Raw genomic sequence first — 16,279 nt, 5'->3', positions numbered from 1 at the left:
GGTTTGCCTAATTACTTGTAAAAATGCTTGTAGTTGCGCTTCAGCGCTAAAGCACAACTACAAACCATGTGATAAATTCATATTTGTAGGAATCCTATATCATTCACACAAATCTTGAAAGCAAACTTTAATATCTGTAGGTAATGCAGTAAAACGAAGACGAAAATAGTTTTGCTTTTCATCCAATACTTTAACTACTTTGGCATATATTTGTTGATGATTTAATTTTTCGTCATCTGTCGCAAGTTGAACCCGAAGATTGCTGAGAACTTGTAATGGTTCTCCCGTGCATATGTCAGCACTATCCAACGATAATTTGACTAACCAACCTTGCAACACTTTATCGGAAATATGTTTTCCTTGAGTCACTCGATATTTTACAAGTATCTTGGTTGCTAAAACTTTGAGAGATTCTTTTTTATCTTGCAAAAACAAGTTGTACTTACCACCAATTCCCTCCACCTCATAAATTGTAATTGGATTGGTGAATCCTTTAGGCTGTACCTGCAATTCTCCAGAAATCCGCATAATTTCTCCCACTGCGTCGAGAGTCTCTTGAGATACAAGTATCTGTCCACCGACGGTATAAGTTTCAATCCGAGCTGCAAGGTTAACATTACTACCCATGACAGTGTACTTAGCGCGCTGATAAGAACCAATACTTCCCGCTAATACTTCCCCTGAATGGATACCAATACCCATTTCCAAAGGTGGTAATTGCATTTGTAATAATTTTTGATTGATTCCATCCATTGCTAACTGCATAGAAATGGCGCAGCTGACAGCGCGTTGTGCATTATCTGCAAATGAAACCGGTGCACCAAACATCACAAAGATACCATCGCCCATAAAATCGTTAATCGTACCTTTGTAGTGGTTGATAGTATCAGTCATTTCTGCCAAATACAGATTGATAATCTCTAATACTTTTTCTGGAGAAACCTGTTCCGACATAGCGGAAAATCCTCGCAAATCAGAAATTAAAACTGTCACATGTTTCTTTTCTCCGCCAATTTTTAAACCTTCTGATGTTTCCAACAAAGTTGCAACCACCTCATTTGTGAGATAACGACCAAAAGTTTGCCGCATTTTTGATGAGTCGCGAGCAACGATTCCTGTAACGGTAGTCGCACCACCAAATAAAGCTAAAAATCCTGGGACAACAGGAATCCACAGCGCTGCTTTCCAGAAAGCTAAATAACTTCCACCAAGCAAACAAGTCCCCAATAATAAAATAATCAAGCTACTAGACAGATGGGACCAACGAGTTTGTTTTTTGTAGCGCTGCGCCCAACTTAATGTAGCTCCGACCAATGACCAGATTGCAATCCATAAGTATTCATAGGTGTCAGACCACACCTGAATTTGCGGACGACCTTCTTTAGCTGCGCTAATTATTTGACTAGCAATATCAGCGTGAATTGAAACTCCACTACTCCTGTCGCGATAGGGAGTATAAAAAAAATCCCCCAGGCTTTCAGCAGTTGGTCCAATTAAAACTATGCGATCGCGAATAAATTTAGCTGTTATTTTCCCTTCTAAAACCTGACTCATGGAAATTGTGGGAAAACCAGCACGAAGATTGTGGAAGTTAGCTAATATCTGATAACCACCAATATCATTTCTGATATAACCACCATCATTTTCATCTAATTCAATAAAAATTCCTTTACCAAGTTTGAGTTTACTAGCTTGTTCGTCAATAATTTCTAAACTAATCCCCTCGGCTTCCAGATAACTTAAAGCTAACTGCGTTCCCAAACCCAAAGTAATTTCGCCATCTTTATTTTCAACAGATAATAAATTTCTTCTTACTCTACCATCTTGGTCTACCACTATATCAGAAGCACTTACCTGCCCTAACTCCCTTAACTTTGTTGGTGGATTTACTCCGAAACCAACGGTACTACCTATCACCTTATGAATTGCAAATAAATTTGGCGTGGATGCAAAAACCTTTTCTAGCTCCTCGAATCCAGGTTCTACTGGTAAATCGCGGTAAAAATCAAGTCCAATAACTCTAGGTTTATGTTGTTTAATGACCGATAATAAACGAGCAAGCTTTGCATCTGATAAAGGCCATCCTAGCTTTCGTATATCTGATTCGTTCATCTCAACAATTGTAATGGGCGAATCAACTGTTTCTGAGGGGCGCAAGCGAAAAAATTGATCCCAAGCAGCCAATTCCAAAGATTGTAGCAACCCAGCCAAGCGCAATCCAATCAATAACAAAGCAACACTAGGAGAAGCAATTAAAACACCGCGCCATTGCCACATTAACTCTTTTAGGCTCACCCACATGAATAAATTTCCGTCTGTGCGCTACAGTTCCAGAATTCCCAAAATCTACTAATAATAAACATTAAGTTAGATATGGAGTAGAAAGAACAGGAAACAGGCAACAGAAATTTTACGGTAGGCATAGGTGTGAGCTACAACAACACAAATCAGTGAAGTATTTCCTATGAATACCGAGTATATTTCGAACTACTATAAAGATTAATAACTTGAATATTTTGGAATCCAAATTAAATTAATAATAATAGAATTTATTAACTAAATTTGTCGATTAAAGCTGTAATATTATTGATGCGATTAGCTCTAATAACTAAATTTTTATCTTTATAAACTAAATTTTAAAACAACAACACCCAAGCTACTAATCACTTAGTAATTTCCTCTTTCTAATCCTTATAAATGGGGTTGCACTGAATGAATAACTTAAACCTAGAAATAGAGTTATAATCCAGTTGTATTGCCCCCTATTCAACAACATGAGGAAATATAAGTTTTCGCGTCGGGTGTTGCAGTTGGGTTACGAGACAGATGATGAAACAGCTTTTTTACCTCTTAACTAATTTGAACTAAACAACGTTGGCTGTTGTCTCTGCCAGGGAAGCTTCTCAAGCTTCAATTATTAATTTATCACCACTTTCAAACTACCTGCTTTATTCGCAATGAATCTTTACACGTTGGTATTAACAAAAACAATCCCATATTATCTAGAATACCTCAAAATTTAGCATATAAAACCTTATATTTAAGGTATATTTTCCCAAAGAAGTCTAATATATATGAGACAGACATATGATTAAGCAGCTAGAAAAGCACAAGTGAAAAATCTTGAAGGTAAAGTCGCACTAGTGACAGGTGCTACGCGGGGAATTGGAAAAGGAATTGCAATTGGGCTGGGTGAAGCAGGCGCAACTGTTTACATTACAGGACGCAGCCTCAGTGATTCTGATTCCGATGGCGATATCTCAGGTACTTTGAATGATACCCAAGCAGCAGTTGAGTCTGCCGGTGGTGTTTGCATTCCCATTCGAGTAGACCATAGCGATGACGAGCAGGTGCGCTTACTATTCGAACGCATTCAGGACGAGCAAAGTGGACAATTAGATCTATTGGTCAATAATGCTTATTCCGGCGTCAGAGCATTGAGAGACGCTCAAGGAAAACCATTTTGGGATTGCGAACCAAATTTATGGGATGCAGGAAATAACGTTGGTCTTCGCAGTCACTACGTCGCCAGTATTTTTGCTGCTCGGATGATGACTAAAAATCTCTCAGGTTTGATTTGCACTATTTCCTCTTGGGGTGGGATGTCTTATATCTTTGGTGCAGCATATGGTGCGGGAAAAGCTGCATGCGATCGCTTAGCTGCTGATATGGCTGTCGAATTAAAATCCTATAATGTCGCTTCCATTTCAATTTGGCCTGGTATTGTTGGTACAGAGCATATTTCCAGCATTGCCAATGAAATTAAAGAGAAAAATATGAGCGACCCTCAAAGTAGAATATTTGGCGATCGCTACAATTGGGAAACTCCTCTACTAACAGGACGAGCGATCGCTATGCTGGCTTCCGAACCAAATGCAAATATAATGCGTCACACCGGACGGGTACAAATTGTCGCCGAACTAGCTAAGCATTATGGAATAGCAGATCGGGATGGAAATCTTCCTGCATCGCTCCGTTCTCTTCGCTTTGTACTACCTTCTGCGTTACCAGCACTTAGAAATTATTCGTCGCTGATTCCCGATTTGAAAATACCATGGTGGTTGATTTTATTAGGTGGACTTAGCTCTCCTAAGATTTGATTTGGGGATGTTGCTTCTCGCGGGTGTTTGATTTCAAGGGGTTTGATTTCGGCTGTCATTTAGGATTGTTATATTAGTGATATTGAGCTGAAGAACATTGAAATGAGCGAAAAAAAAATCCATACCCAAGAGTTAAAAGTAAGTGGTGATAAACTTCTGAGCCAAATCAAGGAGTTAGTCCGTAAAGGTAACATACGCCGTATCATTATCAAGAACGAGGATGGCAAAACCTTAATCGACATACCTCTGACCTTGGGAGTTGTTGGGGCTTTGCTTGCACCTCAATTGGCTGCTATCGGCGCGATCGCAGCCCTAGTAACCCATAGTACAATCGTCTTCGAGAAGGTAGACGAGTAATAAGTAATAAGTAATAAGTAATAAGTAATAAGTAAGAAGTTTTTACATTCCTTTAATTGATAAAACTCGCCACATCAAATGAGGTAACACCATTAATAGAAATTTCTTGCTTCACTGTTACCTTATCACCCGATACTAATTTTCTTCCTCTCCGGGTTTCAACGACATCATTTACTTTGACAGCACCATCAAAAATCATCATTTTGGCTTGTCCTCCAGTTGAGGCTACACCTATGAGTTTCAAGAATTGGTCGAGTTTAATTATGTTTTGATCGTTCATTGGTAATGGGTAATTGGTAATTGGTAATTGGTAATGGGTAATTGGTAATGGGTAACAAAAAAAAAGAAAATTCCCCCGATTAATTTTATTAATTAAGATCGCATTTGTACTATGCTTGTGGCTTCAAGTAAATCTTGATGAACTGTTTTAGAAGTAGCAATTACTAACCCAGGTAAACAATAATTTTTACAGGTATGCAAAGGAGGTAAAGGCGAACCATCTAAAGTCGTAACAATAAAACCTGCTTCCCTTGCTAAAAAAGCCAATGCTCCACCATCAATAAATTGACCGCTTTGTTTCACTGTTCCACTTAATAGACCAACGAACATACCATTCAAGTTGGGAACTTGCACAGAGCTTGAATAATCAACATTGGGATCTATTACTTGATATTTGTTTTTAAGTGTTGGTGCTAACGCGCCCATTTTCGTTCCCAACAATATAGTTGGTTCGGGATTTGAGCTTACCGTCAGGGGAGAACATTCTTCTAAACTCATGTCAAGCTGACCCTTAAAAGCACCTTCACCCCTCAAAGCATAGAAATAAATATTCTGTGCAGGGGAAATTGCTAGTACCGCTTCATAATCATCTGCATTCAACACGGTGAGAATGATTTGATAATTAGAATGCCCATCCATGTAATATTTAGTACCATCAATTGGGTCAAGAGTTACTAAATAGTCATCTTGCTCTCCTAAATCAATTGCACGGAAGTACCCAGTATTAGGAGAACTCTGGTATTCTTCGCCATAAAATCTAGTATTTGGGAAACTACCTAACATTGCGACTTCCACAAAATTCTGAATTGCTAAATCTGCATCAGTGAGTGCTGCAGCAAAAAAGTTACCATCTGTGGTGTCCTTATCGGGAAGTGCAGCAATTTTTGGTTGGAGAAAACGAGCATAACCAGCTGCAACTCTGAGATGGGGGAGTAGAGTTTCTAAAATTTGACGAGGAGTTGGTGTTGTGGACATTGGAATAAAGTCCTTAATAATGAATCATTAATAATGGCTGACAGCTGATAGTTTACATTTAACTGTCAACCAATTGAATATTCCAACACCATCAAAGCCAATTACCCATCAAAACGAAAGGAGCCCAAAAATAAGGACGTTTTTCTCGATCCAAAGTAGCTAATTGAGCCTGATGAAGCGCTTCGGTTTTATTTACTCCAGTTTTTAATTCACTATAAAATTTATTCATTAAATCGGCTGTAGATTCATCATCCACTGACCATAGTGTTGCGATCGTAGATCTCGCACCAGCCTTAAGAGCAACCCCAGCTAATCCTAAAGCTGCTCTTCGATCACCTTGTGCTGTCTGACAAGCGCTAAGGACAAGTAAATCGATACTGTTGGGGTCTTGGAAGCTATTGTATCCATTGGTTTCCCTCAAAAGATTATCAAATTTTCTTGATTTTAGTAACTCATTCCAGGTCAAAATAAAGGTATTTTGTGGATCGGAACTAAACTCACCGTGGGTCGCCAAATGAACAACTGAAAATGGAATGGTTTGTAATTGATTATGTAAATTAACTTCAGTAAATTTTTGATTAACAAGTATTTTACTGTTTGATACTTCTGACTGAATATTTTTTAGTTCTCGTTCAACGTTAGTAAGTGGAGGAAATGTTTTACCGTCCACGGAAATTTCTCGATCTACTCCACCTGTCAAAACATTTAGTGCTAGTTTCTGTCGGATTTCAGTATCTAAAAGTTGTAATCCAGGAGTTATAGTAATTGCATATTTTTCGATTAAATATTTATCTTGCTGTCCATCGTACAGAACGGACATAGGAATATTTCTTAGTTCTCCATCTAAGACAAAAACCAAGGTTTTAATTCCACTCTTTGCTAGTTCGGTTTCAAAGGGTTTAATCATCCATTGATAAACTTTCCCCGATAACCGTTTGACATCAGCGGTACGAGTGACATTTTTTAAATATTCCCTAAGCTTAGCTACAGTACTCTCCAACTCTTCTTTATTGATGGCAGTTTTATAATGAAGTAAATCGGGTTCACCTGGTACCTTCAAAATTACATCTAAGCTTTTTGACAAAATAATCGGATAGATAACAGCACTATGGAAATCCTGTTTTTCGATTAATGTATCAACAATTTCTGAAGGTTCTAAACATGCAGAACGGAAAAAATCATCAAGTTCTGCTAATTGTAGTGATTCAATTGTATTTCGAGCTAACTTAAGATTTTCTGAATTAGGTACTTTTTCTTGTAAGAGTAATTCTAATAATTCTCGATATACTGGTTCAACACTTTGAGTGAAAGAAAATTGAATATCTGTATTAATTGAAATTAAATCCTTACGTAACCCTTGAAGAGTTTCAATCGCATTTTTATAGTGAGCGATCGCGTCCTGAGTTTTCCCATTCTGCTGAAGTAAAAGTCCCATTTGCCATTCCCACTGATAAGTAATATCTAATGCATGAATAGTTTGGGCAATAAATAAAGCTTTTTCCGTTAACTTTTCAGCTTCATAGAATCGTTTATCTTGTTTATATAATTCACCCAAAGTTCCAATTGCATAGGATTCTATCCGTCTATCTTTTAATTTTCGAGCATCTTTAATTGCTTTTGCTAATATTTGAGCAGGTTTAGATGAAGATATTGATTTAAATAATTTCCTATTTTCTCCTGCTTCACTGCTTAATTTAATTAGGCTATGCACAAAATTAATTTTGGCATTAACTCCCGGACGACTAATGGGTAAATAATTTAATTCAGGCTGAATTTGAGATATTAATAAATAGACATCAGGATATTGTTTTACATCGATAAGTAAGCTGAGTAAATTTAGTTGAGATTGAAGACGTATATCAAAATTATTAGACCTTTCTATAGCTTGCTTATAATAGTTTACGGCTACTGGCATTCTGTGTTGAATACGTGCTAAATTTGCCAGACTTAATAAAGTTTTACTAATCTCTGTATTTGAACCTGAGTCTTGAGCATTTTTTAAACTTGACTCTAAGAGTCTGCTTGATTCTTTTAAGTCGTCAATCACTGCTACAATATTACCTAAACTGCGTAATAGCTTAGCTTTTAAAATGGGATTTGCTTGACTATTAACAATTTCTTCTAAACCATTTAAAACTTGATTTGCTTGACGAAAATGACCTAAAATTTGTAGAATTTGAGCCCGGCCAATACGGTTATTTATCAAACTATAAGTATCATCTAAGGATTTATAAATATCACCTACTTCTTTCCAAGTTGTAAGTGCAACTTGTGTCTGTCCCCGAGCTAACTCTAAATGTCCTCGAACATCTAAAGCTTTAGCGATGTATCTTAAATTTTCTGATGAACTATTTAACCTTTGCAATAAATTTAAGCTAGTTGCAACAGCCAAATCTGCATCTTCCCACAATCCAAGTTTTTGATACGCTGAGGAAAGATTACTCAAGCTGATTGCTTGATGTAGGGTGTCTCCAGATAATTCAAATTTATTAATTGCTTGCTGTAATAATTTTACTGCGGAAGCGAAATCTCCTGTTTGATATAGTTTTTGACCTTGCTGTGCAAGTTTATCTACATCTGCTTGACTAACAATCAAATTACTGTTTTGATATCTTCCTTTATATAAGTTTCCCTTGGAAGGAACATTCGCACCAACAGGTGATTCGATTACCACAAGACATGCTGTTAATAGCATTATTAAGAGTCTTGCAATCCATCTTTTTAGATAGCGTCTATATATAAAAACTAATTCTCGCCACATATTTTTCATAAAAAAGAACTACGCACCAGATTTCCAAACGTCAATTGCTTCGGAGTGCGATATTGAAGCGATTATATGGCAAGATGGTTTATTTGAAGTTGATGCGTAATTTTTTTTGTATGTTGCTTTTCAAGAAATAAATTTTTCCAGAGCTTCTTTACCCGAACTTTCTGGATGTAACCAAAGAAAATCTGAAAAGATAGAATCTTTAATATTATCTTCACCAATTGGAATTAAAGCCAAATGATGTCGTAACCAACGTCTTTTTGTTGTCAAACCATAGGGTAAATATCCCAGTTGCTTCATGAAATGATAAATTTCCAGCGGATTCATCCCCATATTATCCATAGAATTACTCGATTCTACTGTTTTGACAACAGGCTTCCAAGATGCTTCTGTCACCACAACAGGTTTCCAAGTTTTCAGGGTTTGTTCTAATCCCCTTAGAACTTTGTATTCAAATCCTTCTACATCAATTTTGAGAAATTTTATTGGTTTTGAATTTTCCTTGAGAATATCATCACCAATAGAAACAGGTACTTCAAATTTTTGAGAAATCACTTCATCTTCTATACCTTCAGGTATAGTTAAAGTACCCATACCTGAATGTTCGTGAAGGATACTGAGGGTTAAAGTGTCCCGTACATCTGACAATCCAACTTCATGAATTTTGACATGTTTAATATCATTCAACTCTAAGAATTCTCTGATCCTCTGACAGCACTCGGGATTAGGCTCAAAACTATCAACATGACCGGAATCACCTACTAATGCAGCACCATGTAGAGTGATCATCCCAATATTTGCGCCAATATCTACCAGGCGATCGCCAGCTTTCAAGACTTGATTCATAGCTAATTGGAGATCGAGGTCGTAAAAACGACCAAGAAAATATGTATGACGTTCGGACCAATTGGAAAGATCCAACTTCATTAGGTGATTATGCCAAGAATGACGTATTGTCTTAGTAGGTGCAGATTTCCACAACGAATGATGTTCAACAGTAGAAATTTTAAAAGCTTTGAAAAGATAACCCCAGCCAGGTAGTTCATGACGGGTATAGGGTAAAATCAGAAAAGCTAAACGCGGATAGGTCATATTACCTCTATACAAATAAAATACATCTTAGCGAAATATCTCAGAAGTATTGTCTTAAACCTTGCACAATCAGCTTTACAAATTAAAGTTTTGTGTAAACAAATTTGTTTAATAACTCAAAGAAGTAGATGATATACAAATATAGCTTTTAATAAAAAAATCACCACTTGGACTCTGATAAAAACCAATTCATGGCAACTTACGAAAATCGAGAAGCGTTTATTCCCTACCGTCGCCGGGATATTATTAGACTTTGCCTTGAAGATGGTCAATTAAATAGTTTTGACACCAAAAAATTTCAAGATTTCTGTCATATTTTGTCAGCATATTATCATTTTTCTTTTCATCAAACTATGGAAATTATAAAGGATAATTATGTACAATTTAATCCTAATACAGATATTAAAATTATAAATAAATTAACACCAGAGCAATATGATGAAATGGAATCGCAAGTGGTAAATAAATTTCATCATATCTTAGAAAGAGCTAATTATATTAGCCTGCCTAGATCAATTATTAAAAAAGCATTAGAGACAAAATCCCTAATTAATTTGAAAAGTGAAGTTAATTTTGATGATTTTGATAGATGCTTATGTTATTACCGGGGTGACACTATTAAGAAAATTTCGATTAAGAAGTTCTTGTTTTGGCGTCAAGAAAAAACAATTGAAATTTTTGAGCGAATTGTTTTACTTATTAAATTCAAGGAAGCAGCTTACTTTCATGGGAAAAAGATTAAAGTCAAAGACTTGAATTTCACTCCAGGTAAAATGTATTTATATTTTTATAAAGATATTCCAAAATCAGATATAGATTTACTATTTCCTAATGTTACTACTAGTATGACTTGGAAAGATAGACTATTATTTGGAATTCCTGCTATAGGGGCTGCAATTCCGTTAATATTAAGAGCATTACCAAATATTTTATTACTTATAGCTGCAATTCTAATATTTTTAAATGCACAGCCTTTAGTTGAAGATTTAGATATAGAGCAATCTAAAGTACGTGATTTAATGCCAGTTTTAGTCGCAACTTTATCTTTAGGAATGGCTTTGGGTGGATTTGCTTTTAAACAATATAGTAAATATAAAAGTAAAAAAATACAGTTTCAGAAAAAGGTCAGTGATACTCTTTTCTTTAGTAACTTAGCTAACAATGATGGTGTGTTTCAAATGCTGATAGATCTTGCTGAAGAGGAGGAATGCAAGGAAATCATTCTAGTGTATTATCACCTCCTTACTAGTCCAGTTCCCCTGACTCCCGAACAGCTAGATTCTCGCGTTGAAGAATGGATGGAGAAAAAGTTAGGCACTACAATTAATTTTGATATTCACGGTCCTTTGGATAATTTGGCAAATATCCGTGGTAAAGTTCACCAAAACTGTAATGAAGTAGAAAATACCCCTGAGGTACCTTTACTAACTTATGATGAGCAAGGGTATTGTCAGTTGCTTTCTTTAGATGATAGTAAAGCTGTAATTGACTATGTTTGGGACAATGCTTTTAAGTACAATGCGATCGCTTTGTAGAAAAATTTTTCCAAAATCATCTTTTATTAGAGTCCTCCAGCTTGAAAAATTACATCATGAAAAGGTGTATTAAGAATTTTTACTGAATATTGTGTATATTAGGGAATGGTGCTACAAATTAAATCTCTATTCCAACCACCGATACATCACATAGGCATCAATATATCCCAATTCTTTATGTTTAAATGCTTTAGGTAATGTTCCTACAATTGTAAATCCCAATTTCTCCCATAAGGTGACTGCGGGTTTATTCGTACTTACAACAAAGTTAAATTGAATCGCAAGATAACCGGCTTTTTTCGCTTCTTCAATACAGTGCAATCCCATTAGTTTTCCAATCCCTTTACCCTGAAGGTTTGGATTAACCATAAAAGAAGCATTTGCAACGTGGGAACCAAGATCCCGTTGATTTGTAACAAGCTTATACATTCCAACTATTTGTTCGTCATCTTCAATCACAAATGTTTTTATACCTGTTTCAAACCAGTAATCAAAAGCATCTTCGCGACTAGTATCAGGAGCAAATACGTATGTATTACCTGGTTCTATTACAACTTGAAAAATACTCCAAATACTTTCGAAATCTGATTTTGAAGCTCTACGAATTAACATGGCAAAACCCCTAGTTTAACAACTTGAATGATTGTAATTTCCCTGAGTTTCCTTTACCGTCAAAGAATTATTGACTGAAAATAGTGATAGGAAATCTCATTTAAACACCTACAAAACCAATGATTAGCTTAAAACCTTGGCAATGGATTACCTTAGCAACCCCATTTGCAACTATCGTGATTTTTATATTAGTATCTGCAAGTTTGCAAATTCACGAATGGGGAATTAACTGGATTTGGGGGATATTCACCCTTGTCTTGGTAGGTTGGCGTTGGTTACTGGTGAAATGGACGCGTTCGCAATTCGAAGAGGTAGAAGCTGTAATCGCCGAGGTTAACGAAGAAATCGAGTCTTTGGCGGAGAATACAGCCCAAATAGCAGGAGATGACAACGTCAGACAAGTAGAAGAGACACTCCAAAGAATTCTCCAAGCAACGCGAGAAGATGCACCAATTTGGGAAGACTGGCAAACTTTTTGGCAAAGATGTCAAGATTTAATCGTTGCAATTGCTAATATTTACCACCCGGAAGTCAAATATCCGCTGCTAAATATTTACGTCCCCCAAGCCTACGGTTTAATCAGGGGTACAGTAGATGATATGGACCGGTGGATGCAGAAATTATCACCAGTCCTCAATCAAGTTACGGTAGGACAAGCATATCGCGCCTATGAAGTTTACCAAAAACTAGAACCATCAGCCCGCAAACTCTGGAATACTTGGAATTTAGCCCAGTGGTTCTTAAATCCCATCGCCGCGATCGCGAAACGGGTCAGTCAAAATTATGGGGATCAAGCCAGTCAACAATTACTAGTAAATTTAAGTCAGATGTTGCGCGAAGCTGCATTGCGTAATCTCTGTCAGCAGGCTGTAGCACTTTATGGTGGGGATAACTTACCATTTGTAGAAGTTTCTGGATCCACGTTAAGTCTACCAAAAGCAAAAACCCAAACTTTGAAAGAAATTCTGGTGCAAGCCGAACCTGTAGAGGTCGTCGAACAAAAACCAGTAAATATTTTACTTGTGGGGCGAACTGGAGCGGGAAAAAGTAGTTTAATCAATACATTATTTCAATTGGAATTAGCGGAAGTTGACGTATTACCCAGTACCGATAAAATTCAAAATTATCACTGGGAAACTTCCACCGGTGGAACCCTGACACTTTGGGATACTCCCGGTTACGAGCAAATTAATAATGCAGATTTCCGCAAACTTGTACTTGATTATGCAACTACCGCAGATTTGTTGTTACTAGTTACACCTGCTTTAGATCCAGCACTACAAATGGATGCAGACTTTCTCAAGGAGATGAAGGAGGAAGTAGAAGATTTACCTGTAATTACCATTGTCACTCAAGTTGATCGCCTGCGTCCGATCCGGGAATGGGAACCTCCCTACAACTGGCTAGAAGGGGGACGTCCCAAAGAAATTGCAATTCGGGAAGCTACGAAATATCGGGCTGAATTACTTGGGGAATTTTCCCAGCAGGTTTTACCGGTTGTTACCTATGATATAAAAACCAATCGCCAAGTTTGGAATGTAGATGAACTATCTTTGGGACTAATAAATGCGATCGCGCCAGCAAAGCAACTACGTTTGGCTCGATTTTTGCGGGATCTCGAAGCCCGTACAGTTGCAGCAGCCAAAATAATCGATCGCTATACTTTCCAAATGACTACAACCCAAGGAGTCACAGCTTTACTGAAAAGTCCTGTGCTGCAGTTTATTTCCACATTATCAACAGGTTCCCCAACTTTGGCATATGCGCTAGCAGAAAAAATCCCAGTAGAACAGTTACCTATAGTTATTGGTAAATTGCAAATGGCGTATGATTTGTTTCTACTATTAGATACAGGTGAAAAGCAACTCAAATTTGATTTACTAACATTATGGCCTGTCCTGATGAAAAATTCCGAATCCCCGGATAGCTTCGCGCATCCCCAAAGGGGATATCGCAATGCTTGGGCTTTTGGTCATGCAATGGTTGAATATTGGACTCAAAATTTAACAGTAGAACAACTACAGGAAAGATTTGATGAATATCTTAGTTCTTGAATTTATTTAACATTTATGCAAGAGTACAGCCTCCTAATTCATTTGCCTTTTACTAATTCAAATGAAGTGTAATATCATATCCGTTAAAACAATTGTAATAAGGTTCGTAGTGGCGCTTTAGCGCGGTAAACAAATATTGGCGCTAAAGCGCTACTACAAACATATTTTTTCATAAGTAATTTAATTAAGCAGACATCATATAAATTCTCTTGGTGAATAATTCTTACAGGTTTTAAATTATCTTTAGTTGTTCTTCGGTACTTTACTGGTAGTACTTTTACCCAAAATTATTCTGTATATTTTAGAGGTCATATCAACATGCGTATTGAACCATACGACCCACAGCACCTTGATGCCGTTATTCGTCTTTCACTTCGAGCATGGACTCCAGTCTTTGATTCTATTCAGAAAGCCATGAATACTGATGTATACCAAGCATTTTATCCTGATAATTGGCGTGTGAGCCAGCAAAAAGCCGTGAAGGATGTCTGTGCTGCAGAGGATACAAATGTATGGGTTGCGATCAATGTAGGAGCAACAGTAGGTTTTGTCGCCGTGAAACTTCACTCAGAAGACAGGATGGGTGAAATCTATATGCTTGCTGTCGATCCAGACTTTCAAGGTCGCGGTATTGGCAGCGCTCTGATAGAATTTGCTTTGGATTGGATGAAAGATGCTGGCATGTCTATTGCAATGGTTGAGACTGGAGGCGATCCCGGTCATGCTCCAGCACGTCACACCTATGAAAAGTCAGGTTTTGAACTTTGGTCAGTTGCTAGATACTTCAAAAAGCTCTAAGTATGGATTAGAAAATTATATGACAATCAATTTCCTTAATGAGTTATTCGTTACTACCACTGAAGTTTAAGGTAGCAAAATCAGTCACAACAAATTTAACAAGTGGAATTTACCTTAACTTTATCGTCACTTAACCTAAAATTATATTCATGTAATTAAATCCACATAAAAATTCCAAACCAAGTGCAAAAGCTTCCAAACGCTCTTATCTGCTGAATATGTAAAAGTGAGCTTAATTGAAATTCATAGTATTTTTTATACATTTTTTGGTTTCAAACCAGCGATAATTAAATGATTGAATCAGAAACGAAGAACAGGAATTACAGATCGTGAAAGTTCTCAAAAGAGCCATCAAGCCAAAAACTTATATTTCGTTCCTTTATATCTACAAAACTACTTGGGGAACAGCTGGTGATATCTGTTTAATACGCGAATCTGTTGCTAACTCACAGAAGAAAGCAAAGTTTGTAGGACACAAAGTTCAATTAGTCCTACCCATATCAATGGAGCGTGATACGATTAGCATCCGCACCTATGCTGATTTATCCGTAGATATTCCCATTATTAAAGTAGCAGGTAATATAGGTGATGGACATCCTAAAGAGCATCCCGAAGAATGGGAAGCTTATGAAGGTATAGATGAAGAAGTCGCGATCACAGCATTAAAACCTTGGGGCTTTAAGTTAATTGAGCCTAATGACTGACTGCAGTCATATTAACGTTGCGCTTTCCTCACTCCAATCTAATAACTGCATCCGCTGCTTATTATTTTCAGGTTTTAACTCAGGTTTTAACTCTGTCTTTAATTCCTGTATTCGCAGTACCTTTAAACCTATTATTCTTACAACTTTTACTACAAAGAAATCCTCACATCATGAATTAAGTACAACTTCAAAAAAAGCTTTTGAGTACGTTATTTTTATAGGCTTATGATGATTTCCATATGCCTTTCTCTTTTTCTTATCTCATGATGTTTATTATTTATTAAAAGTTTTTTCTATTTTATTGAAATTAAAATAACTGTTAATCAAAATTTACAATTCAACTCTTTAAACAAGTGGTAACGCTCATTATATGTAATTATTGATGAGAAAAAATTTGGTTTTAATATCATTATGTAGTGGTTCTCGTTTGATTATAATACGCTCTCCAAGATGCGTCAGCTTAGCGTAGCCACTAGGTTAAAGTTAAGATGCATCTATGTTCTGCGGACACGCTTTGTAACGATGAACGCATCTCTATATTTAGAAATACAAGATGTATTTTATTCAAGTAGAAACTGCTATAGTTTACAACTTTTAAGTTTATACAAGTTTTAAGTTTATAGATCTAAGATTGTTGAGTCTTAAATAATATTTATATTTGATACAAATTCTTGTCAAATAGCGTCTATACGAACAATATTCCACTACAAGTTAATTATAAATACAAAATACGTAAAATCAACCATGCTGCAAAATATAAAACTTAATAAGCAACCGAGTAAATTTTTAGAAACGATTGCGATTTGCAAACAGGTTGCGATATCTATCGCTACAATACTTATCTTAACAGCATCAGTAAATCCCACTTATGCTCAATCAACTGATCGCAATAATCCAACTACATTAACTAAAGGTGAGGTCACAGGAATAGTAGTGCGGGTCGTTGGAGATACCAAGAAATAAATTTCTGAAGTTCTCCTCACCAAAAGAAAATTTTGGTCAATAG

13 protein-coding genes are annotated in these 16,279 nt (G+C 36.5%); 7 read left to right on the top strand and 6 right to left on the bottom strand.

The window, feature by feature from the left end:
- Positions 1-99: 99 nt before the first annotated feature.
- Positions 100-2,301, bottom strand: a complete 2,202-nt coding sequence (locus tag BC008_RS19740; protein ID WP_027845770.1) for a CHASE2 domain-containing protein — start codon at positions 2,299-2,301, stop codon at positions 100-102.
- Positions 2,302-3,113: 812 nt separating this feature from the next.
- Here BC008_RS19740 and BC008_RS19735 point away from each other — a divergent pair.
- Both BC008_RS19735 and BC008_RS19730 read left to right on the top strand, forming a co-directional pair.
- The gene (locus BC008_RS19735; protein WP_027845771.1) at positions 3,114-4,100 is read left to right on the top strand and encodes an SDR family NAD(P)-dependent oxidoreductase; all 987 of its coding nucleotides are present in this window, start codon (positions 3,114-3,116) and stop codon (positions 4,098-4,100) included.
- A 102-nt stretch (positions 4,101-4,202) separates the two neighbouring features.
- Entirely contained in the window at positions 4,203-4,457 is a 255-nt protein-coding gene (locus BC008_RS19730; protein ID WP_027845772.1) for a DUF4342 domain-containing protein, read from the top strand.
- Positions 4,458-4,509: 52 nt separating this feature from the next.
- On the opposite strand, the gene BC008_RS19725 is transcribed toward BC008_RS19730, so the two are convergent.
- The 4 genes from BC008_RS19725 to BC008_RS19710 all read right to left on the bottom strand — a co-directional run bounded on the left by BC008_RS19725 (position 4,510) and on the right by BC008_RS19710 (position 9,570).
- Entirely contained in the window at positions 4,510-4,722 is a 213-nt protein-coding gene (locus tag BC008_RS19725) for an RNA-binding S4 domain-containing protein (RefSeq protein WP_027845773.1), read from the bottom strand.
- 107 nt (positions 4,723-4,829) lie between these two features.
- Entirely contained in the window at positions 4,830-5,711 is an 882-nt protein-coding gene (locus tag BC008_RS19720; RefSeq protein WP_027845251.1) for an inositol monophosphatase family protein, read from the bottom strand.
- Between the two features lie 91 nt (positions 5,712-5,802).
- Positions 5,803-8,406, bottom strand: a complete 2,604-nt coding sequence (locus BC008_RS19715) for a CHAT domain-containing protein (RefSeq protein ID WP_027845252.1) — start codon at positions 8,404-8,406, stop codon at positions 5,803-5,805.
- A 195-nt stretch (positions 8,407-8,601) separates the two neighbouring features.
- On the bottom strand, positions 8,602-9,570 hold the full coding sequence (locus BC008_RS19710; RefSeq protein ID WP_027845253.1) for an FkbM family methyltransferase: 969 nt from the start codon (positions 9,568-9,570) through the stop codon (positions 8,602-8,604).
- A 191-nt stretch (positions 9,571-9,761) separates the two neighbouring features.
- Here BC008_RS19710 and BC008_RS19705 point away from each other — a divergent pair, with 191 nt between their 5' ends.
- Positions 9,762-11,105, top strand: a complete 1,344-nt coding sequence (locus tag BC008_RS19705) for a TMEM143 family protein (RefSeq protein WP_027845254.1) — start codon at positions 9,762-9,764, stop codon at positions 11,103-11,105.
- A gap of 126 nt (positions 11,106-11,231) precedes the next feature.
- Here the strand turns inward: BC008_RS19705 and BC008_RS19700 are convergent, their stop codons facing one another.
- Entirely contained in the window at positions 11,232-11,717 is a 486-nt protein-coding gene (locus tag BC008_RS19700) for a GNAT family N-acetyltransferase (RefSeq protein ID WP_027845255.1), read from the bottom strand.
- A 119-nt stretch (positions 11,718-11,836) separates the two neighbouring features.
- Here BC008_RS19700 and BC008_RS19695 point away from each other — a divergent pair, with 119 nt between their 5' ends.
- The 4 genes from BC008_RS19695 (at position 11,837) to BC008_RS19680 (ending at position 16,236) form a co-directional block, all read left to right on the top strand.
- Complete coding sequence (locus BC008_RS19695; RefSeq protein WP_027845256.1) at positions 11,837-13,771, top strand: GTPase family protein; 1,935 nt, start codon at positions 11,837-11,839, stop codon at positions 13,769-13,771.
- Positions 13,772-14,089: 318 nt separating this feature from the next.
- Positions 14,090-14,569 carry a GNAT family N-acetyltransferase gene (locus BC008_RS19690; RefSeq protein ID WP_027845257.1) on the top strand — a complete coding sequence of 160 codons (480 nt, stop codon included), beginning with the start codon at positions 14,090-14,092 and terminating at the stop codon, positions 14,567-14,569.
- A 329-nt stretch (positions 14,570-14,898) separates the two neighbouring features.
- On the top strand, positions 14,899-15,273 hold the full coding sequence (locus BC008_RS19685; RefSeq protein ID WP_027845258.1) for a hypothetical protein: 375 nt from the start codon (positions 14,899-14,901) through the stop codon (positions 15,271-15,273).
- 744 nt (positions 15,274-16,017) lie between these two features.
- Positions 16,018-16,236, top strand: a complete 219-nt coding sequence (locus BC008_RS19680) for a hypothetical protein (RefSeq protein WP_058183775.1) — start codon at positions 16,018-16,020, stop codon at positions 16,234-16,236.
- Positions 16,237-16,279 lie beyond the last annotated feature (43 nt).

The organism is Mastigocoleus testarum BC008, from assembly GCF_001456025.1.
GTDB classification, from domain to species: domain Bacteria; phylum Cyanobacteriota; class Cyanobacteriia; order Cyanobacteriales; family Nostocaceae; genus Mastigocoleus; species Mastigocoleus testarum.
This window is presented reverse-complemented; position numbering and strand designations above follow the sequence as displayed.